Annotated in this window: 18 protein-coding genes; 3 read left to right on the top strand and 15 right to left on the bottom strand. The window is 62.5% G+C overall.

Annotated features, from left to right (window positions below):
- The first annotated feature begins 14 nt into the window (after positions 1-14).
- Positions 15-1,448: a cryptochrome/photolyase family protein gene (locus tag ACYQ4Z_RS03945; protein WP_459860114.1), complete on the top strand. Its 1,434-nt coding sequence runs from the start codon at positions 15-17 to the stop codon at positions 1,446-1,448.
- Here the strand turns inward: ACYQ4Z_RS03945 and ACYQ4Z_RS03940 are convergent.
- From ACYQ4Z_RS03940 to ACYQ4Z_RS03895, 10 genes are all read right to left on the bottom strand, one after another.
- Positions 1,438-3,093, bottom strand: coding sequence for an ABC transporter ATP-binding protein (locus ACYQ4Z_RS03940; RefSeq protein WP_438438968.1), 1,656 nt, complete (start codon positions 3,091-3,093; stop codon positions 1,438-1,440). The genes ACYQ4Z_RS03945 and ACYQ4Z_RS03940 overlap by 11 nt on opposite strands.
- An 11-nt stretch (positions 3,094-3,104) precedes the next feature.
- Positions 3,105-4,277, bottom strand: coding sequence for an ABC transporter permease (locus tag ACYQ4Z_RS03935; RefSeq protein ID WP_459860113.1), 1,173 nt, complete (start codon positions 4,275-4,277; stop codon positions 3,105-3,107).
- Positions 4,267-5,502, bottom strand: a complete 1,236-nt coding sequence (locus ACYQ4Z_RS03930) for an ABC transporter permease (protein ID WP_459860112.1) — start codon at positions 5,500-5,502, stop codon at positions 4,267-4,269. The genes ACYQ4Z_RS03935 and ACYQ4Z_RS03930 overlap by 11 nt, the downstream gene beginning before the upstream one ends.
- Positions 5,503-5,520: 18 nt before the next feature.
- A complete protein-coding gene (pyrF, locus tag ACYQ4Z_RS03925) occupies positions 5,521-6,381 on the bottom strand; it encodes an orotidine-5'-phosphate decarboxylase (RefSeq protein WP_459860111.1) in 861 nt (286 codons plus the stop codon).
- A gap of 25 nt (positions 6,382-6,406) precedes the next feature.
- On the bottom strand, positions 6,407-7,282 hold the full coding sequence (ubiA, locus tag ACYQ4Z_RS03920) for a 4-hydroxybenzoate octaprenyltransferase (protein ID WP_459860110.1): 876 nt from the start codon (positions 7,280-7,282) through the stop codon (positions 6,407-6,409).
- 26 nt (positions 7,283-7,308) lie between these two features.
- Complete coding sequence (locus ACYQ4Z_RS03915) at positions 7,309-7,926, bottom strand: chorismate--pyruvate lyase family protein (RefSeq protein ID WP_459860109.1); 618 nt, start codon at positions 7,924-7,926, stop codon at positions 7,309-7,311.
- Positions 7,919-9,985, bottom strand: a complete 2,067-nt coding sequence (gene recG, locus ACYQ4Z_RS03910) for an ATP-dependent DNA helicase RecG (RefSeq protein WP_459860108.1) — start codon at positions 9,983-9,985, stop codon at positions 7,919-7,921. Before recG ends, ACYQ4Z_RS03915 begins: the two co-directional genes overlap by 8 nt.
- Positions 9,982-10,362, bottom strand: a complete 381-nt coding sequence (locus ACYQ4Z_RS03905) for a RidA family protein (protein ID WP_459860107.1) — start codon at positions 10,360-10,362, stop codon at positions 9,982-9,984. The genes recG and ACYQ4Z_RS03905 overlap by 4 nt, the downstream gene beginning before the upstream one ends.
- A 14-nt stretch (positions 10,363-10,376) precedes the next feature.
- Entirely contained in the window at positions 10,377-10,814 is a 438-nt protein-coding gene (fliW, locus tag ACYQ4Z_RS03900; RefSeq protein WP_219973198.1) for a flagellar assembly protein FliW, read from the bottom strand.
- Between the two features lie 62 nt (positions 10,815-10,876).
- Positions 10,877-11,362: a DUF2802 domain-containing protein gene (locus ACYQ4Z_RS03895; RefSeq protein WP_219973199.1), complete on the bottom strand. Its 486-nt coding sequence runs from the start codon at positions 11,360-11,362 to the stop codon at positions 10,877-10,879.
- Between the two features lie 107 nt (positions 11,363-11,469).
- On the opposite strand from ACYQ4Z_RS03895, the gene ACYQ4Z_RS03890 reads away from it, so the two are divergent.
- Complete coding sequence (locus ACYQ4Z_RS03890; protein WP_459860105.1) at positions 11,470-12,816, top strand: nucleoside recognition domain-containing protein; 1,347 nt, start codon at positions 11,470-11,472, stop codon at positions 12,814-12,816.
- Positions 12,817-12,865: 49 nt separating this feature from the next.
- Positions 12,866-14,557, top strand: a complete 1,692-nt coding sequence (locus ACYQ4Z_RS03885; protein ID WP_459860104.1) for an acetate--CoA ligase — start codon at positions 12,866-12,868, stop codon at positions 14,555-14,557.
- Positions 14,558-14,562: 5 nt separating this feature from the next.
- Here ACYQ4Z_RS03885 and ACYQ4Z_RS03880 read toward each other — a convergent pair whose 3' ends face one another.
- The 5 genes from ACYQ4Z_RS03880 to ACYQ4Z_RS03860 are packed head-to-tail and all read right to left on the bottom strand — an operon-like array spanning position 14,563 to position 20,496.
- Positions 14,563-15,483, bottom strand: coding sequence for an MBL fold metallo-hydrolase (locus tag ACYQ4Z_RS03880; RefSeq protein WP_219973203.1), 921 nt, complete (start codon positions 15,481-15,483; stop codon positions 14,563-14,565).
- A 31-nt stretch (positions 15,484-15,514) separates the two neighbouring features.
- Positions 15,515-16,321, bottom strand: a complete 807-nt coding sequence (locus ACYQ4Z_RS03875; RefSeq protein ID WP_219973204.1) for an enoyl-CoA hydratase/isomerase family protein — start codon at positions 16,319-16,321, stop codon at positions 15,515-15,517.
- 36 nt (positions 16,322-16,357) lie between these two features.
- The gene (locus tag ACYQ4Z_RS03870) at positions 16,358-16,861 is read right to left on the bottom strand and encodes a DUF4442 domain-containing protein (RefSeq protein WP_119335016.1); all 504 of its coding nucleotides are present in this window, start codon (positions 16,859-16,861) and stop codon (positions 16,358-16,360) included.
- A gap of 31 nt (positions 16,862-16,892) precedes the next feature.
- Positions 16,893-18,092 (bottom strand): acetyl-CoA C-acyltransferase, encoded by a 1,200-nt coding sequence (locus tag ACYQ4Z_RS03865; RefSeq protein ID WP_119335015.1) that lies wholly within the window; start codon positions 18,090-18,092, stop codon positions 16,893-16,895.
- Between the two features lie 19 nt (positions 18,093-18,111).
- Positions 18,112-20,496 (bottom strand): 3-hydroxyacyl-CoA dehydrogenase/enoyl-CoA hydratase family protein, encoded by a 2,385-nt coding sequence (locus tag ACYQ4Z_RS03860; RefSeq protein WP_459860103.1) that lies wholly within the window; start codon positions 20,494-20,496, stop codon positions 18,112-18,114.
- Positions 20,497-20,551: the final 55 nt, after the last annotated feature.

Here is a 20,551-nt window from a genome sequence, read left to right as displayed (position 1 = left end):
CCGAGATCACACCCATGATTGCCTTCGCTTCAGAAAACGCCCCGGTGGCACTGCACTGGTTCCGGAGTGACCTCCGGCTGCGCGACAACCCGGCTTTGACCGAAGCCGCGCGTTTTGGTGCGGTGGTTCCGGTCTGGATCGACGATACCACGATCCCACCAAACGAAGCGCCGGGTCCCGCGTATCGATGGTGGACACGCCGTTCGCTCGTTGCACTCGACGACGCGCTGAAAGGAAATCTTCGCTTTTTTCGTGGCGATCCGTCCGTGCTGCTTCCCGATTTGGTGCGCCGCTACGGGGTGCGTCGGGTGACGTGGACCGAAGCGTATGAACCGTGCGTCCGCGCGCGTGACACCCTGCTCGCCACTTCCTTGACCGAGCTTGGGGTTGAAGTGGTGCGCCGCAACGGGTCCCTGCTCTGGGACCCAGAAACGATCGCCAAGCCGGACGGTACGCCATACCGCGTCTTCACGCCGTTCTTTCAAAAGGGGTGCCTCGCTGCGCCATCGCCCCGCACGCCGCTTCCCGCGCCAGACCTTACCCTAGTTCCCCGTGCCGCGTCGGAACCGGGCGTCGAGCCAGCACCGGAAGCCGAATGGGAGCGAAAGCTGGGGACGCAGTGGACGATCGGTGAAGCAGCTGCCCACACTCGGCTCGACGCCTTTTTGGCAAACGGCCTTGCCGGGTATGCCTCGGGGCGCGACTTTCCGGCACGCCCCCATACCTCGCGCCTTTCCCCCTATTTGGCGCACGGAGAGATCTCACCGAACACCCTGTGGTACGCGGTAGCAGGACGGGCTTCGGCCCGCGATGTCGCAAAATTCCGCGCTGAGCTCGCTTGGCGAGAGTTCGCACACTACCTCTTGGTTCACTTTCCCCAGATGGTCACCGAACCGTTCCGCCCCGAATTCACCGCCTTTCCCTGGGAGGAGGACGACACGCTGTGTCGTCGCTGGCAACGGGGCGAAACTGGAATCCCGATCGTCGACGCCGCGATGCGCGCGCTTTGGCGCACCGGTTACCTGCACAACCGGTTGCGGATGGTGGTCGCCTCATTCCTGACCAAGAATCTGCTGCTTCACTGGCGCGTGGGTGAGGCGTGGTTTCGCGATACGCTCGTCGATTACACTCTGGCCAGCAACGTAGCCAGTTGGCAGTGGGTCGCAGGATGTGGCGCCGATGCAGCGCCCTACTTTCGCATCTTCAACCCCGTGTTACAAGCGGAAAAATTCGACCCGGACGGATCGTTCATCGCTACCTACCTTCCCGAACTCGCTAAGCTCCCGACACCCGCGCGTTTCGCGCCGTGGACGGCATCCGAGGCAACTCGGGAAGCGGCCGGACTCTTTTTGGGAAAGAGTTACCCTCAGCCAATCGTTTCGCTCGTCGCTTCCCGCGCCCGAGCGCTTGCCGCGTATGCGCGCATCAAAGCGTCTACTAGCGATTGAATCCAGCTGCGGTCAGGAGCTGTTGGGTGTACGGATGCTCCGGACGATTGAGCACTGTGGCTGTCTCCCCGCTTTCGACCACTTTTCCGCGGTAGAGGACCACCACCCGATCGGCCAAGTACTCGACCACCGCCATGTTGTGGGTGATGAAAAGGAGCGACAGGCCACGTTCGACCACCAGGTGCGCCAACCGTTGCAAAATTTCCGCTTGCAGCGTGACATCGAGCGCACTGGTGATCTCATCGCAGACGAGCAGCTCCGGTTCAAGCGCCAATGCCTTCGCGATCGCGATCCGTTGCCGCTGTCCTCCCGAAAATTCGTGCGGATAACGCTGTAACGTCTCTGCCGGCAAACCCAAAGCCGTCACCCACGCTTGGGCCCGTTGCCACCGATCGGCGTCGTCGACGCCGATGCGATGCACCGCCATGGGTTCGGTGATGAGCGCACCAATGCGCCGTTTCGGGTTGAGCGATGCGAACGGATCTTGAAAAACCACCTGGACACGACGTCGCACGGGTTGCCACGCGTGGCGCGGACGGTTTTGCATCGGTGTACCAAAGAGCGAAAGCGTCCCAGCGGTGAGCGGCTGCAAACCGAGTACCGCGCGCCCCAACGTGCTCTTGCCTGATCCCGACTCTCCGACCACGGCGACCACTTCACCGCGCCGAATCGTAAGATCCACGCCGTCCAGCGCTTTGACGTATCCAACCGTACGCCGGAGCACGCCACGCTGAATCGGGAAATAGACCCGCAGATTGCGTGCGTCCAGAATCGAGGCGTCGCTGGGCACAGCTGCACACGCGGTGTCAGCCTCATTGGGCGATGCACTCGTACTCATGCCCGTTTGGCGGCACCCTTTCGGGCGGGGAGGAAGATGACGCGGCTGCGCGGCCCACAGACGCCGGGTATAAGGGTGTTTGGGCGCTTGCGTGACCTCCGCCACCGTGCCCATTTCGACGATGCGCCCGGCTTGCATCACCGCGACGCGATCGGCCACTTGCGCGACCACGTCCAGGTCATGGGTGATGAAGAGCATCGCCATCGCATGGCGGCGTTGCAACGTACGAAGAAGCTGCAGGATCTCCGCTTGCACCGTGACGTCGAGCGCGGTAGTCGGCTCGTCGGCGATGAGCAGTTTCGGTTGCGCCACCAGCGCCATCGCGATCATCGCCCGCTGCCGCTGGCCGCCCGAGAGTTGATGGGGGTAACTGGCTGCGATCCGCTCGGCGTCGAGTTGCACCTCGGTAAGCGCAGCGGCCACCGCCGCTTGCCGCCCGAGGAGCGAGAGGTGCGGCGCGTGGAATTCGAGCACTTCAGCGATCTGCGCGCCGACTGTCATCACTGGGTTGAGCGCGCTCATCGGCTCTTGGAAAATCATTGCCACGTGCGCTCCGCGCACTCGTGCCGCGACATCCGGCACCAAGAGGTTACCGCCGATCCCGGAAAGGGTCGCCTGCCCAAGCGCGGGCGCGAAAACCCCCGTAGGCAAAAGGCCCAACAGCGCTTGCGCGGTGAGCGACTTCCCCGACCCCGATTCCCCGACGAGTGCGAGCGTTTCGCCGGCCGCAATCGAAAAGGTGAGGTCCGAAACCAGCGGCTCTGTACCATTGGCCAGTGTGATGGTGAGCCCTTCGACCGTGAGCAAAGGGTCTAACGTCATCGCCCGTTCCGCTCCAGGCGCGGGTCGAGCGCGTCGCGCAACGCCTCACCCAAGAGGTTATAGGCCAAGACGGTCATCAAGATCGCACCACCGGGAAAAAGTGCCAGCCACCAGTTGAATGCCGCGCTCTTCACCGCCTGATTGAGCATCTGACCCCAAGAGGGTTCATCGACGAGCCCCAGTCCGAGAAAAGAGAGCGTCGCTTCCGCCAGGATCGCCGACGCGACGCCAAACGCCGCCGCAACGGCAAGCGGCGCAACGGCGTTGGGCAACATGTGGCGAAAGAGCACGGAACGCATGGGCAATCCCGAAGCGATCGCCCCTTGCACGAACTCGATCCCGCGCAAGCGCAAGAATTCGGCCCGGGTGTAGCGGGCGTAACCGGGCCAGGCGGTGAGCCCGATGATCACCATCATCAACGGGAGCGACCGCTCGAAAAAGGCGACGAAAGTCAGTAAGAGAAACAGAGTGGGCACCGCTTCGAAGATTTCGACCAAGCGCATCCCGATGAGGTCGATCCAACCCGCAAAATAGCCCATTGCAGCGCCGATCGTTACCCCGATCACGAGCGCGACGCCAGTGGCGATGAAACCGATCGATAGCGCGATGCGGCTCGCGTGGATCATCCGCGACGCGACATCTCCGCCTTGGTCGTCGGTTCCTAGCCAGTGCCACCGCTCTGGGATCGCGGCAAGCGGCGGTTCGAGCGCCGTGACCCCGTAATCGCGCAAATAATCTTTCGGAGAGTAAGGAATCGGCGCCCACAACGCGTGGCGCACTTCCCCCGCACGCTCTGCCTGCCGCCAGGCGTCATAGACCACGAGCGGTGAAGGTTTGAGCAACGCACTGGCGATGCCCCAAGTGAGCGCCACCACACCCAAACCGATAACCAGACGGCGCGCCGCCGAGATACGGCGCCAACGCAGCAACACGACCGCGCTCCACCACCCGACCCACCACGCGACGTCTTCGGCAGTGAATTGCGCGAAAAGCGGAAAAGCCCACCGACCATCGGCGCGCTCGACCCAGAGCGGCAGTGAGTTGGCCAAAAGCGGTGCCCAGGCCGCGACGGTTGCAAGCAACCCCAACCACACGAGCGCAAAGCGCACCGCGCCCCCCATTCCCGCGATGCGACGCAGGAGTGTGTTGTGCGTCACATCACCCTTCATAGCGCACCCTTGGGTCAGCGACCGCGTACGCGATATCGGCGACGAGATAGCCGATCAGGGTCAAGAGACCGGAAATCAACGTCAGAGAAAGCACCAATTCTCGATCCCGCGTTTGAACCGCTTCGACCGCGAGCCGGCCCATCCCATCGATCGAAAAGAGCGTTTCGACGATCACCGACCCGGCGATCAACGATGGCAGCAGCGACGCCGTCACGGTGATCAACGGCAAGAGCGAATTGCGAAAGACGTGTCGCCACAGCACCACCTGCTCCGGCACCCCCTTGGCCCGGGCCGTTCGGGTGAAATCAGCGGCAAGGTGCTCAAGGAGCGACGCCCGGGTGAGTTTGGCCAAAAACGCGATCCCTCCATAAGAGAGGGTAACGACCGGTAAGATCAGATGCCAAATGCGATCGAAGAGGAATCCCGGCGCCAAGATGGGCACGGTGACCCGGACGAGCAAGAACCCGACGGCCAACCCAACCAGCCCAGCGACCACAGGATGGCGTAACCCAGCACGTTTGCTGCGCCGCGCTGCGGCGACAAACAGTCCGGTCGTCGCAAGCGGCAACACAAAGAGCAGCAACCAAGCGCCAAAGGACGGCGTCACCGGCCAAAACGGCGCATCGAGCGCCTCGCGAGTAGAGAGGCCGCCGGTGGGAAACCAGTGCCAATATTCGGCGGAAGCAAAAAAGCCGATCAACAGGACTCCGACCAGCATCGGCGGGGCCGACCACAACACCAAGAGCAGCAGCGACGAAAGATGGTCGAAACGGCTACCGCGCCGCGCCGCCGCGGCAACACCGATTGCGATCGCCCCCAGATAGATGATTGGTGCGGAAAGGAGATTCAACAGGACCGTGACCGGTACCCGTTCCGCAAGAAGATCCGCGACCGGTCGTCCGTACCGAAAACTCACGCCGAGGTCGGGTGTTTTGAACGTCGGCCACCCGGTAAGCGCCCCGCTTTCGTCACTTTCCCAACCCAACGGCGATATGTGGTTGAGCCAGCGCAGGTATTGCACCGTGAGCGGCTGATCGAGGCCGTAGAGCCGGTTGTAGTACTCGGTGAGGGCCTGCTTCGCTTCGGGTTCGAGATTCTGCCCTTCGACCAAGGTTGCCGCCGAGATGCCTCCCGGCGCAGCGGCCATCACGACGAAGACGACAACGGTGATTCCCAAGAGCGTCGGTACCAACCACAGCAACCGCCGCAGAAGATAGCCGACCATCAGTCCAACCTCCAGTGCTCACACGTTGGGAAGCGCTGCAGCGATCGCGCGTGCAGTATGCTCCGCCGCGATCCCTGCCGCCCTTTGCCAATCGTCACCGCTATCGGCATAGAGAATCGCACGCGACGAATTGAGAAGGAGCGCGGGAAACGCGCGCGACGCGAACCCGGCCGCAACGGTTGCTGCGATGTCGCCCCCCTGTGCGCCGATGCCAGGGACGAGGAGCGGCGCAGAAGAAGCGATTGCGCGGACACGAGCGATCTCTTCCGGATAGGTGGCCCCGACGACCAACCCGGTCTGCCCATGTGGGTTCCAGCGTTCGACCGTCCAACGCGCTACATGTTCATACAACCGTTCGCCAGAGGCCAAACACGCAAATTGCAGATCATCGCCGCCAGGATTGGAGGTGCGGCACAGGACGAAGAGGCCGCGATCGGGGTAGCGCGTCCAGTAAGGCGAAAGCGAATCGGTGCCGAGGTAGGGGTTGACGGTGAGTGCGTCGGCCTGATAACGCGCAAACGCCTCTTGCGCGTAGAACGCTGCGGTCGAACCGATGTCCCCACGTTTCGCGTCGAGGATCACAGGGATCTCCGGCGCATGGTGGCGAATCGCTGCAACCACCCGGGTCAGCACCGCTTCCCAACCGTGTGCGGCAAAATGGGCGAATTGCGGTTTGAACGCACACACATACGGAAGTGTCGCTTCGACCACCCCAACGAGAAACCGTTCCACCGCTTCGGCGATGGGCAGTGACCGTAACGGCTGCGGGAGCCGCTCTGGGTCCGGGTCGAGCCCAACGCACAAAAGCCGTCCCGGATCTTTTTCCCACAACGCAGCCAACTGCGCACGAAAAGGGGGGCGGTGGGATACCGCGTTCATCGTTTACTCCTCGTTTCGGAAGCGGTCACGCCCAAGCAAAGACGGTACCGAAAAACCAGATCAAACCAGCCCAGTTGTGATCCAAGAAAACCTGAAAGGCCTTTTTCGGATCACGCGTACTCAATGCGGGCAATTGTGCCGTCCAAAAGAGCGCGATCACGAGAAGCGCGGCCCAATAACTGGGGCCAACCACCGCAATCCGCCCCGCAACTGCCCAGCAAAAGAGCGCCGCGAGCTCCAACGCGACGATTGCCGTGACATCCCAGCGGCCGAAGAAAATCGCCGAGCTGCGAATCCCGATTTTGAGGTCGTCGGGACGATCCGCGATCGCGTACGCGGTGTCATAGGCGATCACCCAAAAGAGGTTGCCGACGAAGAGCCAGAATGTCGTCGCATCGAGCGAACCCCAGAGCCCCGCGTCGCGCACCGCGACAAACGCCATCGGGATGCCAAACGAGAACGCGATGCCTAAAACCACTTGGGGGATCGGCAAAAAACGCTTCATGAACGGGTAGATCGCTGCAACGAGCGCAGCGGGAAGCGCCCACACCAAAACCGCACGCCCAAGGGTCGCGGCAAAAACCGCAGCCAACGACGCAAGCCCGGCTGCCACCCACAGTGCGTGGTGGTGCGGGATCGCACCGGATGCCAGCGGACGATCCGCGGTGCGCCAGACGTTGCGATCGAAATCACGATCCGCCCAATCGTTGATCGCGCAGCCCGCAGAGCGCATCAGAAAGGTTCCCATGAGAAATACGGTCAATGTCCAGGCGGGCGGTTGCCCGCGCGCGGCAAAAAAGAGGGCAACGAATGTGGGCCAAAGCAGCAACAGTGTTCCGATGGGCCGATCACCCCGGATCAACCGCCAATAGGCGGACAGCGCAGCGAAACGGGTCGTCATGGATCGGGAAAGCACGAACAAAGCAGTCATTCTACCGGGTTCACAGCGCGACGCGACGGCCACGCACCCGCTTGATGCAAGCCGGGGTCGAGTGTCGCGATACCGGGCAAAAAGAGTTCTTGAACCAACAAGGTCTTTCCAAACCGCCAGAAGCACGAACGGCGCGCCCAGAGCGCGGCGCGCTCCTCACCCGAGCGCAACAGCGCATGGTGCGCGGCGCGGCGCCACAAGGTATGTCGTGAATCGATGCGCGCCGCTTCGATCGGACCGCGAGATACCGCAGGATCGTCGAAGAGCAGTGCCCCAAGCGGCCGAGTCCCGACACGGAAAAAGAGCGGCCAGGCGGCGCGCGCCGATGCAACGAGCACGGACCGGGCAAAGACCACCGCAACATTGTCGGCGATGAGCGCGACTTCGCGCACCCAGGCGATGCGCGTTGAGACGCCCAAGAGCGACCGCTCGTCGAACGCAACGGGCGCGCGCCCTTGCGCAAGCGGCGCCACGCGAAGCAACTGCTGGCAATGTGCCTCGAGACGGGCGGTAAGGGAGCCGCTGCCAAAGAGCCAACGGCGCCACGCAGGAAGAACGGCAACTGCATTCCCATACCAGTGTGCAGGGAAGCCAGCAGCGGATGCCTCACGCATGGGGTGCCCACCGCGCGTGGGGTACCCAACGGGCGATCAATCGATCGACCAGCTCCGGCTGCGTTTGGACCAGCTTGTCGGCCAACGCCTGCGCCGCTGGAATCAGGGCTTCGTCGCGCGTCAGATCGGCAACCCGCATCATCGGCACGCCACTTTGTCGCACGCCTGTGAGCTCCCCTGGGCCCCGCAATTTGAGATCGGCTTGGGCAATGCGAAAGCCATCGCTCTCACGCTTCAGTGTTGCCAACCGTTCGCGCGCAACCGCCGAAAGCGGTTCGTCATAAAGCAAAACGCAGAACGATTCACTACTTCCCCGCCCGACGCGCCCCCGGAGTTGGTGCAGTTGCGCCATACCGAACCGTTCGGCATGTTCGATCACCATGAGGCTGGCGTTGGGCACATCGACGCCCACTTCGATCACCGTCGTCGCCACCAGAATCGAGACGGTTCCGGCAACGAACGCGCGCATCACCTGCTGCTTTTCGTCGTGCCCCATCCGACCATGCAACAACGCGATCGCGATCTCGGGCATCGCATGCCGCAGTTCCTCGAAAACCGCTTCGGCAGCGTTGAGCGCAAGCGTTTCGTTCTCCTCGATGAGCGGACAGACCCAATAGACCTGTTTGCCACTGGCGCACCAGGCGCGTACCCGCGCGATCAACTCTCCTTTTCGCGACAGCGGCAGGAGCGTCGTGGTCACCGGTTTGCGGCCAGGCGGCCGCTCGTCGAGGAACGAGAGGTCGAGATCGGCGTAGCAGGCCATTGCCAACGTACGCGGGATGGGCGTTGCCGACATCATCAAGAGGTGGGGCCGCCAAGCGCTACTCTTTTCCCGCAACCGGGCGCGCTGCCGCACTCCGAAGCGGTGCTGTTCGTCGATGACCGCAAGCGCCAAGCGCGGCAGCGGCGTGCGCGTTTCAAAAAGTGCGTGGGTTCCGACGACGACCATCGGTTCCCCCTGCTCGAGCCGTTCGTTCAGCGCCTGGCGCACGCGCGCTGGGGTGCTCGCGGTGATCAGTTCCACCGGCGCGACCCCTTCGAACCAGGGCGCAAGCTTCTGCGCGTGCTGTTCGGCAAGGATTTCGGTAGGCGCTGCAAGCGCTGCTTGAAAGCCCGCGCCAACGGCGCGGGCGATCGCAAGCGCCGCCACCACGGTCTTGCCGCTACCGACATCGCCCAGAACCAACCGATGCATCGGAGTGGGCAGCGCCAGGTCGTGCGCGATTTCGCCCACAACCCGCCGTTGGGCGTTGGTCAGGGTAAAAGGCAGGCGCGCTGCAAGCGCCCGCTCCGCCCGATCGGCATCCGTGCCGCTGATCGCAGGCGCTGCCCACGTCAGACGCGCCAGACGGGCGCGGCGCATCGACGCTTGTTGCGCGACGAGCTCGTCGAACGCCAGTCTGGCACGGGCCGCGCGCCACTCGGGCTTTTCGGGGACAAGCCCAGCTGGCGGCTGGTGCAACAGGCGAACGGCGTTGGGTAACGCGGGGAAGTGCCACCGTTGCCGCGTTTCGTCGTCGAGCCATTCGTCAAGCGCAACCACCGCAAGTGCTTTGGCCACCCAGCGCCGCAAGTGGGGTTGATTCAGCCCCTCGACACTGGGGTAGATTGGGGTGAGCGTCGCAGGAAGCGGGGTTTTGGGGTCGATCAGGCGCGGGTGGATCATCTCGACCCCACCGAAGTAGTGCCAACGCACCTCGCCATACCACCGCCAACGCCGCCCGGCCTTCAGTTTTTGTTGCGTGCTGGGGTAGTACCGAAACCACCGTCCGACGAGCGTTCCGCTTGCGTCCGCCAAATGCACGATCAACTGCTTCCCCGCGCCCGCTCCGCGGGTGTGCTCTTCCACCCGCACGATCTCCCCTTCGACGAGCGCTTCGCTCCCCGCAGTCAGTGCCGCAATGGGGGTCACGCGGGTGAGGTCTTCGTAGCGCAAAGGCAACAGCCAGAGGAAATCCTCTGGCTGTTCGATGCCCAAGCGCGCAAGCCGCTCAACCGTTGCCGGTCCGATGCCGGCCCACTGCTCCAGGGGGCTGCGTGGCGGTGGCGATGCGCTCACTGCCCGAGGTAGAGAATCGCGTCCGCTTCGACCAGTCCCCCTTTGGGGAGTGCCGCAACTTGAACGGCAGCCCGCGCCGGGAAAGGCTCGGGAACGTAGTGCGCCATGATCGTGTTGAGCTGCGCAAAATCGGCCAGATCGGTGAGGTAGATGGTCAATTTCACCGCGCGATCGAGTCCCGCGCCCGCCGCTTCGGCGATCGCTTTGAGGTTTTGGAACATCCGGTGGCACTGCGCTTCGAACCCCTCTTCGAGCGCCTTCGTGGCCGGGTCGAGCCCCAATTGGCCAGAGATATAAAGGAAATCACCCGCTTGCACGGCCTGCGAATAGGCGCCAATCGCCGCAGGGGCGTTGGCGGTGTGGATCGTTCGTTTCATCGACGAAATGCTCCTTAGCCACGAATCACGATGTCACAGTTGAAGCGGTCCAACACCTTTTGCATCGCTTGCCGGGTGTTGGTGTTGATGAGGATCGGCCCCATGAAGTTGGCTTTGAGCCCATGGCTATCGGGGTGCGCATCGTCGCGACGGACGATCACTGCGATCACGACCTCTTCTGGCGCCGTCGCCTGAAGGAGCGCCACTTCGTCGTCGGAGAGTTCCAACTCATAGCGCACCCCCAACGCTTCGGGCACGACCAAAGAGAAAGAGATTTCTGGGTCGTCGACCGACTGCAAAATGAACACGCGCGGCGTTTCTCCCTGCGCCGGTTCTTCGTGGGCCAACACGAATTGTTTGAGATGCCCGAGACCCGCCAATCCATTGGGAAAGTGGATCACTTTCGAGTCATCGACCTCGATCTCCCCCAGCACCGGACTCGTCAGTTTCATGGTGTGCTCCTTTTTTCCTCTATTTTACGATCATACACCAGCACCCGCGAAATGGCTCGCGATCACGCCTCTTGGCGAACCTCCTGCGGGCCGTTGGCCAGCGCCCAGATGAGTTGCGCTTCAGCAAGCGACACGCCACACCGTTTCACCAGTTCTTCCGGTTCGGCCCCTCGACGTGCCAACGCCAGCGGTTCGGCGTATTCCGGTGAAACGTTCGCGCTAGCTGTTGTGGATCCGAGCTCCGCACGGGCATCCGCCGCTGGCGACACGTTGGACGTTCGGGGCACATCCGTGTGAGAGGCTGCTTCTCCTGCAGCCCCTTTGATCGCTTCGATTTCCGCTTGCAACGCGGCAATCTGCTGCTGCTGCGTTGCAATGACCACCCGCAACTGCTGAATCTCCTGTTGCCACGCACGCGTTTCCAGATGGGTCGCGAAAGGGTTGCCCGCGTGGGCGGCAAGCGCCTGACCCGCGCGCCACCACCGCCACCCTTCGACGAGCAACCACGCCAAGGAAACCGCCATCACCACCATGACGAACGCTGTCATCGCACCCGCTCCCCGCTTCGATTCTGGCTTTCCGATGTTAGGATTGTAGAAAGCCCATCGAGTCGATCGCGGGCAAAATACCGAGGATTTCTCCGGGCAATTCTGCGATGAATCGATTTTTCCTTTTTCTGGTCGTCACTGCGTTCGCCACCGCGGCCTGGCGGGAAACCACGTCTGCACCGGGAACGATGGCAGCGCTCTCCAAAGCGGCGATCGACGGCGCGGGGCAAGCGGTGACCTTGGCGATCGGGTTGATCGGAGTGATGAGCCTCTTTTTGGGGTTGATGCGCATCGCCGAAGCAGGGGGGCTTCTTTTGATCATCGCGCGCTTGTTGCAACCGCTCATGGTACGCCTCTTTCCGGACGTACCGGCGAACCATCCGGCGATGGGTGCGATGGTGATGAACTTTTCCGCCAATCTTCTCGGGTTGGGAAACGCCGCCACCCCTTTTGGCATTCGCGCGATGGAGGCGCTCGAGCGGTTGAACCCCCACCCGGGAACGGCGACGAACGCGATGGCGATGTTTCTGGCGCTCAATACGTCGGGACTGACCTTGTTGCCCACTGGGGTGATCGCGCTGCGTGCCAGTTTGGGGTCGAGCGATCCGGCCGCGATCCTGCCCACCACGCTGATCGCGACCACCTGCGCGACACTTACCGCTGGGTTTGCAGCGTGGGGATTGGCGCGTTTTTTTCCTGCGGGAAGCAGACGGACTGTGGTAAAGCCAATGGATGAAGCACCCAGTGACGTGCACGGGGCAGCGGCAACTCAGGAACTTCCACCGCCGCCCGAGGCGACGCTGGACCCGCAAACCCAAGCAGCGCTAGAAGAAACCCCTTCGTTACCGCCCTACCCCCTTTGGGCGACAGGTCTTTTTTTTGCAGGCATCCTCGCGCTTATCCCGGTTTCGCTCGCGGTTGGCGCTGCGCTTTCGGCCTGGCTGGTTCCCGGGTTGATCGTCCTCTTCCTCCTGTTTGGTGCGGTGCGCCGCGTCCCGGTCTATGAGCAATTCGTCGAAGGGGCGCGAGACGGTTTTCAGGTGGCGTTGCGCATCATTCCTTACTTGGTCGCGATCTTGGTAGCAGTTGCGATGCTGCGGGCAAGCGGGGCGCTCGACGCGTTCGTCATACTCCTCTCGCCATTGACCGCACCCATTGGATTACCCGCCGAAGCATTGCCGATGGCGCTGCTTCGCCCCTTTTCTGGGTCGGGCGCGTATGCGGTGATGGCAAGCATCCTGAGCGACCCGGCAACTGGGCCGGATACGTTGGTGGGGTGGCTCGTCTCTACCCTCCAAGGATCGACGGAGACCACTTTTTACGTGCTCGCGGTCTATTTCGGAGCGGTTGGCATCAAGCGAATCCGGCACACCTTGGCTGCGGCGCTCCTTGCGGATCTGGCCGGGATCGCCGCAGCCGTGGCAGCCGTTCATTGGCTCTACCCAGACGTCTGACCGAATGGAATCACCCCAATGCATTTTCACACCAAAAGAGGAGACAACCATGAAAATCGACCGCAAAGCGGGCAGCTGGCAAGCGCTATGGGACAATTTCCGCTGGCAAATCCCGAAGCGGTTCAATATCGCGCACGCCTGCTGTCGGCGCTGGGCGGATGACCGTGGCCGTCTGGCGCTGCTCTATGAGGACGAAACGGGCCACCGGGAAACGTGGAGCTTTTGGGCGATCCAAAAAGCGGCCAACCGCCTCAGCAATGCATTGCGTTCGTTGGGTGTCACAAGAGGAGAGCGCGTTGCGATCATCCTGCCGCAGCGCCCCGAAACCGCGATCGCGCACATCGCAGCGTACCAGATGGGCGCAATCGCCCTGCCCCTTTCGCATCTCTTTGGCCCCGAAGCGCTCGAATACCGGTTGAACCACGCTGCCGCGAAGGTGGCGATCGTCGACGAATCGACGCTGCCCAAAGTGGAAGCGCTGCGTGAACAATTACCCCAGTTGGAATCCGTCCTGTTGGTGCGCGCCCAGACGGCCTGTGCCGCAAATGGTTGGATCAAGGACTGGCAACGGTTGCTCGACACCGCTGCCGACGATTTTTCCCTGGTGACCACAGCAGCCGACGACCCGGCCGTGATCATCTACACGAGTGGGACCACCGGAAACCCCAAAGGGGCGTTGATGGCCCATCGCACGCTGCTGGGCAACCTACCCGGTTTCGTTTGCTCGCACGATTTCTATCCCCAACGGCGCGACTTCTTCTGGTCACCGGCCGATTGGGCGTGGACCGGGGGGCTTTTCGATGGTCTCCTCCCCACCTGGTATTTCGGCCAGCCGCTCTTGGCATACCGGGGACGGTTCGATCCGGAAAAAGCCTATTGGCTCTTGGCGCACTACGAGGTACGCAATACTTTCCTTTTCCCCACCGCGCTCAAAATGATGATGAAACACTGCCCGGAACCCAAACGCCACTTCCGCTTGCATCTGCGCACGATCATGAGCGGCGGCGAAGCGGTGGGCGAAACGTTGCAGGGGTGGGCGCAAACGCAACTGGGGGTGACGATCAACGAAATTTTCGGTCAGACCGAGATCAACTACCTTCTGGGCGGATGTCGCGCGATCTGGCCGGCGAAGCCCGGCGCAGTCGGTTTGCCCTATCCGGGACACGAGATTGCGGTGCTCGACGACGAAGGAAACGAACTGCCACCTGGCGAAGAGGGCGAGATCTGCGTCCGACGCAGCTGCCACGGCACGCTCGACCCGATCTTCTTCCTCGAATATTGGCGCAACCCCGAAGCGACCCGAGCGAAATTTTTCGGTGATCCGTCCGACCCCAACGCCTGGGGGCGAACGGGAGACCTTGCGGTGCGAGACGCCGACGGCTATTTCTGGTATCGCGGCCGGCTCGATGACGTTTTCAAAAGCAGCGGCTACCGCATCGGACCCAACGAAATCGAGAACTGCTTGATGAAGCATCCGGCCGTAGTGAATGCCGCGGTGATCGGCGTGCCCGACGAGACGAAAGGCAGCTACGTCAAAGCGTTCGTCGTCCTGCAACCGGGCTGGCAAGGCAATGACGCGCTGGTCGAGACGCTGCGCAACCACGTGCGTCAGTATCTTGCCCCGTACGAAACGCCGCGGGAGATCGAATTTCGCGCCGAACTCCCGATGACCACCACTGGCAAGATCCAACGGCGTGTATTGCGTGACGAAGAGGCAGCGAAACGGCAGAAAAACCCGTGACCCGATCAAGAGATGAGCGCGACCAACGTCTCCCCTTCCCAGCGCGCTCGCCCGGCAGCAACCAGCGCCGCGGCAACCCATTCGGTGAGTGCTTCCGGTGATTGGTGGAGAAAGCGGTCGTTGGCCTGCACGAAGAGCGGAATCGTGGCGAGTGCGCTTCGGATCGCGTCGCGCGTCAACCGCCGGTGTTCCAACAGGTAGAACGCGAAACAGGCGCGAAGCGCGTTGCGCGCGATCCGCTCGGGTTCCTTGGCAAACGCTTCGAGTCGCCCCCACGCACGGTCGAGCGCGCCTGCAAAGTCCTGAAACGGGGCGCCGTGCCCGGGAATCACCCATTGGACTGCCAGCGACTGCAATCTCTTGAGCGTATTGCGGGCATCCGGTAGCGCGTCATGACTCCCCAGCACGTTCCCGAAGAGGATTCCGAAGCCATCGGCCCAGAGCGCGTCGCCAGAGAGCAAAACGCCGTGTTCCCGGTTGTAGAAGACCAACGCGGTCGCGTCGTGCCCCGGTGCCGCGATCGCCTCCCAGCACAACCCACCCGCCACGAACGTGTCACCAGGCGCGATCGTCTCATCGACGGAAAAGGGCTCTGCGTTTTGTCCGGCGACATCGAGTAACAGCGCGGTGCGGTCCCAACGGGCGACGATCGGCGCCAATGTCTCAGGAACAGTGATTCGGCAACCAAAGGCGCGCTGGACCGCCGCGTTACCCCCGATATGGTCGGAATGGGAATGGGTATTGATGAGGCGCGTCAGGGTTCGCCCCCGCAATGCGGCGTTCACCATCGCCACCGTTTCGTCGGCTTCGGTCACGTAGCCACTATCGACGAGCGTTGCCGTCTCGCCGTCGAAGAGCAGAACACTGTTCGACGACAACCAGCCGCGTTCAAGGACCTGGATCGATTCGGGCAAGGAGGCAGTCATGCGCACTGGGTACGCTACGGCGTTTTAGGACTCACCCGGGAAAGCGCGGCGGGCGCTTTTCCAAAAAGGCGGTGACGCCTTCGGCAAATTCCTCGGTTGCGCTACATGCCGAAAACGCATCCGCCTCTTCGAGCAGCTGCGCCTCCAACGTATGTTCCATCGACTCGGCCAAGAGCCGCTTCATGCGCAGCAACGCATGGCGCGGACCATGTGCCCAACGCGTCGCAATTTCCATGACCCGCGCTTCGAGCTGGTCATCCGCGACGATCTCACTCACCGCGCCCGCAGCAAGCGCCTCTTCGGCTGAAAACCGTTCGGCAAGGAGCAGCCACCGCGCCGCGCGCTTCGCACCGACCGCGCGGGGCAAAAGATAGGACATCCCCCCGTCGGCGGAAAGCCCGATGTTGAGGTACGCGGTGGTGAAGTACGCCGAGCGGCTCGCCACCACCAGATCGGCCATCAACGCAAGCGAAAGCCCAAAACCCGCGCACGCGCCGCGCACAGCGGAAACTACCGGGAACGGCGCATGGGTCAACCGCTCGACCAGGACGTTCGCCGCCCGTTCGATCACCGCGCGGTATTGCGCTTTGCGGGTTTCGGGGGAGAGCGCCAACGAACGGTGAAAATCACGGATATCCCCCCCAGCCATGAAGTGATTCCCCGCGCCAATGATGATGAGCGCCCGAACTTCTGGGAGGTCGTACAGCATCCCCGCTGCGTCGGCCAGCTCTTCGAGCATCTGCATCGAAAGCGCATTCAACGATTCGGGACGGTTGAGTTGCAGCGCCCAGACCCCCGGCGCTTTTTCGGTGATCACCAAGGTTTCGTACGTTTTCATGATGCGTAAATCCCTCTTTCTGGTGCGTAGGGTTTGCTATGCCGTTTGCCGTGCGCGCATGTATTCTGGTGTTGCGACAAATACCGTCTTCTCCACGGTGGTGTACTCAAGTCCCTCCTCATCGCGCCAAACAGCGACGAACGTGGGTTCCGAACGGCCGACGGTGACCAGTTCGTGCGCCACCGTCTCTAAGACAGTCTCTGGCAGGACGAATTCGGCCCACAGCGTGGTTCGTCCGGGACGCCGGTAGCGAATCGACGCGGCTTTGTCCCAAACCACGGTACGCTCCGGGAGATTGTACGCCAGCATCACCGCAAACATGGGGTCAGCGGCCGCGTAAAGGGCGCCGCCGAAGGTTGCACCGGCGGGGTTTCGTGTCCGCCACGTGTGCGGCAGGCGTACGACGATGCGGCGCAGATCGGGGTCGATGCGTTCGACCCGCGCGCCAATCGTCCGGTAAGAGGGGTAAAAGTTGAACCCCCACCGCAGCACGTGGTGCCAATAGCGGCGGGGGATATGGCGCATCAGCGGGGAGCGCATCGAGCCCCCCCGATGCTCAGTTGGCTAATTTTCATACGCGTTCGAAGATGCCCGCAGCCCCCATACCGGTACCGATACACATCGTCACCATTCCGTATTTCACTTTGGGGTCGCGCTTCATCGCGCTCATCACCGTCGCGGTGCGGATCGCGCCGGTTGCGCCCAACGGGTGGCCCAACGCGATCGCGCCACCCAGCGGGTTAACCTTCGCGGGGTCCAACCCCAGCTCGCGAATCACCGCGAGCGATTGCGCCGCGAACGCTTCGTTGAGTTCGATCCAGTCAAGATCGTCTTGCCGGATGCCCGCGCGTTCGAGCGCCTTGGGAATGGCCGCGACGGGCCCGATTCCCATGATTTCGGGCGGAACCCCCGCAACCGCATACGCGGCGACCCGCGCAATCGGCGTCACGTTGTAGCGCTTCACCGCTGCTTCCGACATCAAGAGCACCGCTCCCGCACCGTCCGACATCTGCGAACTGTTCCCCGCCGTGACGGTTCCCCGTGCCGCAAAGACCGGCCGCAAGCGCGCCAGCGACTCGCGTGAAGTATCGCGACGCGGTCCTTCGTCGGTATCGGCAACCTGTTCGACGACACGGGCTACCCCCTGCGCACCGGGCAGGTGGGTTTTCACGGGATAGGGCGCGATCTCGTCGCGGAACAACCCTTGGTCGATCGCAGCGAGCGCTTTCTGATGCGACGCCAGCGCAAACTCGTCTTGGTCGTCACGGGAAATGCCCCATTTTTGGGCGACCTTCTCTGCGGTGAGCCCCATCCCAAACGCGATCGCGTAGTTCTCCTCTTTCTCGAACACGGCCGGGTTGAGACTGACTTTGTTCCCCATGATCTGCGGCATCACCGACATCGATTCGGTACCCGCCGCAATCATCACATCGGCCTCTCCCAAACGGATACGTGCCGCGGCATCGGCAACAGCCTGCACACCAGAGGAACAGAACCGGTTGATGGTGATCCCCGGGACGCTGTTCGGAAAGCCAGCCAACAGCAAGCCGATGCGGGCGACGTTCATCCCCTGCTCGGCTTCCGGCATCGCGCAACCGACGATCACGTCACCGATCTCGTTGAGATCGAGTTCAGGCACTTGTGCCACTACTGCTTTGAGTACATGGGCGAGCATGTCGTCCGGCCGCACATGACGGAACATCCCGCCTTTTTTCCCGACCGGTGTGCGAACGGCCGCAACGATATAGGCGTCTTGAATCGCTTTACTCATCTTCTCTTCCCCTTCTCGATCAGTTGCGCAATGGCTTACCGGTGGTCAGCATGTGCTGAATCCGTTGCTGAGTTTTCTCTTGTTTGAGGAGTTCGACGAATTCGTGGCGCTCGACCTCCAAAATCCATTCGGTCGAGACCCGCATCCCGGTTTCGACATCGCCACCGCAGAGCGCCCGTGCCACCGCAGTGCCCACGCGGAAGTCGTATTCGCTGATGAAGCCGCCTTCGAGCATGTTGATCAGGAACATCTGACAAGTGGCAATCCCGTTGCGTCCCGCGACGACGATCTCACGCTCGGGAAGCGGCGCCTGATAGCCCGCTTCCGCGATCGCCCGGGCGCGGCGGATCGCAACGTAGAGGAGCTCGCGCGGATGCATCACGATGTCGTCACCCAAGCGGCCGAAGCCCATCTGGATCGCTTCGAGCGCGCTCTTCGCCACTTGCGCTTGCGCGATGGTCTGGAACGCGGTCTGGATGAACGGGAAGACGTCACCGCCTGCTGCGCGTTGCGCCATCCGGTGCGCCTGCAATGCGAACTCTTTGCACCCACCACCTGCGGGAATCAATCCGACCCCGACTTCGACAAGCCCTACATAGGACTCATGGGCGAAGACGCGGTGCGCCGCGTGCATCACGAATTCGCACCCGCCACCGAGCGCCATTCCCTCTACCGCAGCGACCACCGGCACCGTGGCGTGCTTGAGACGCATGCTCGCTTCCTGGAACTTCGCCACCGTGCGCTCAAGCAGATCGAATTGCCTTGCCGCGCACGCTTCCGCGACTTGCTTGAGGTTCGCCCCTACGGCAAAGGGTGCTTCGTGCCAGATCACCAGTCCGTCGAGTTCACGCTCCGCGCGCGCCACCGCTTCGAGCACGCCGTCGAGCACTTCGTCACCGATCGCGTGCATCTTGCTTTTGAACGAGACGATCCCGATGCGCGGATCCTGATCGGGACGACGCCACAGCCGAACCCCGTCGTTCTCCCACAGCGTCTCGCCGCGGTCAATGGTCGCTTCGCCCAGGACGCGATCGGGGTAGAGCTGACGCTCGTAGACCGGCAACGCGCGCCGACCCACCCACGCAGCTTTGGCGGGGCTATAGGAACCTTGCGGGCCATGGACTGCCCCTGCGACTTTTTCGACCCACGCCGGCAGCGGAACGTTCGCCATCGCCTTGCCCGCAGCGATGTCGGCCGCGATCGCCTCGGCGATCGCTTGCCAGCCCGCTGCTTGCCACGTTTCGAACGGCCCCATCGCCCAGCCGAACCCCCAACGCATCGCCAAATCGACGTCGCGCGCATTGTCGGCGATCGTTTCGAGGTGCACCGCGCAGTAATGGAAGACGTCGCGGAAGATCGACCACAGGAATTGGGCCTGCGGATGGGTACTGGTGCGCATTTTCTCGAACTTCACCTTCGGGTCGCGTTCGGCCAAGATCGCATCGACCTCAGGCGCCACTTCACCGGCTGCCGGGCGGTATTCGCCCTTCTGCACGTCAAGGACCAGGATCGTTTTGCCCTCTTTGCGGTAGATCCCCCCTTTGGTCTTTTGGCCCAGCTGCCCTTTTGCGATCAACTCTTGCAACCAAGCAGGCTTGCCAAAATAGCCATGCCACGGGTCGTCCGTGAGGTGGGTGGCCATCGTATCGATCACGTGGGCCAGGGTGTCGAGCCCGACGACGTCGGCGGTCCGGTAGGTCGCACTCTTCGGGCGACCGATTTTCGGGCCGGTAAGCGCATCGACCTCGTCAAAGCCCAACCCCAACCGTTCGGTATGATGCATCACCGCAAGGATCGAGAAGACCCCGATTCGGTTCGCGATGAAGTTCGGCGTATCTTTTGCCCGCACGACCGACTTGCCCAGGCGCACCGTAAGCCACGTTTCCAGCGCGTCCATGAGCGCCGCGTCGGTGCGCGCGGTCGGAATGAGCTCAACGAGCGGCATGTAGCGCGGCGGGTTGAAAAAGTGGATCCCGCAAAAGCGGGCGCGGTGCGATTCCGGAATGCTTTCGGCCAGCGCTTCGATCGACAGCCCCGAGGTGTTCGACGCGACGATTGCGTGCGGTGCCAAATGCGGCGCAATCTTGGCGTAGAGATCGCGCTTCCACTCCATCTTCTCGGCGATCGCTTCGATCACCAGATCGCACTCCGCCAATTTCGCGAGATCGGTCTCGTAGTTGGCGGGTTCGATGAACTGCACCCGATCTTTTGCCGCGAACGGCTTCGGATCCAATTTGGCGAAGGTTGCGAGCGCCTTCTTGACGATCGCGTTCTTGTCCCCCTCTTTCGCGGGGAGATCGAAGAGCACCACCGGGACATTCGCGTTGGTGCAATGCGCAGCGATCTGCGCCCCCATCACCCCAGCCCCGAGCACGGCTACTTTACGAATCATGATGCGTTCCACTGGTGCCTCCATCGGTTGGTTCAAACGTTTGTTTGAAAGATAGCACAAAAAAACC

This window comes from Hydrogenophilus hirschii, from assembly GCF_054656675.1.
The sequence above is the reverse complement of the archived record's forward strand: the minus strand, read 5'-3'. Positions and strand labels throughout refer to the sequence as shown.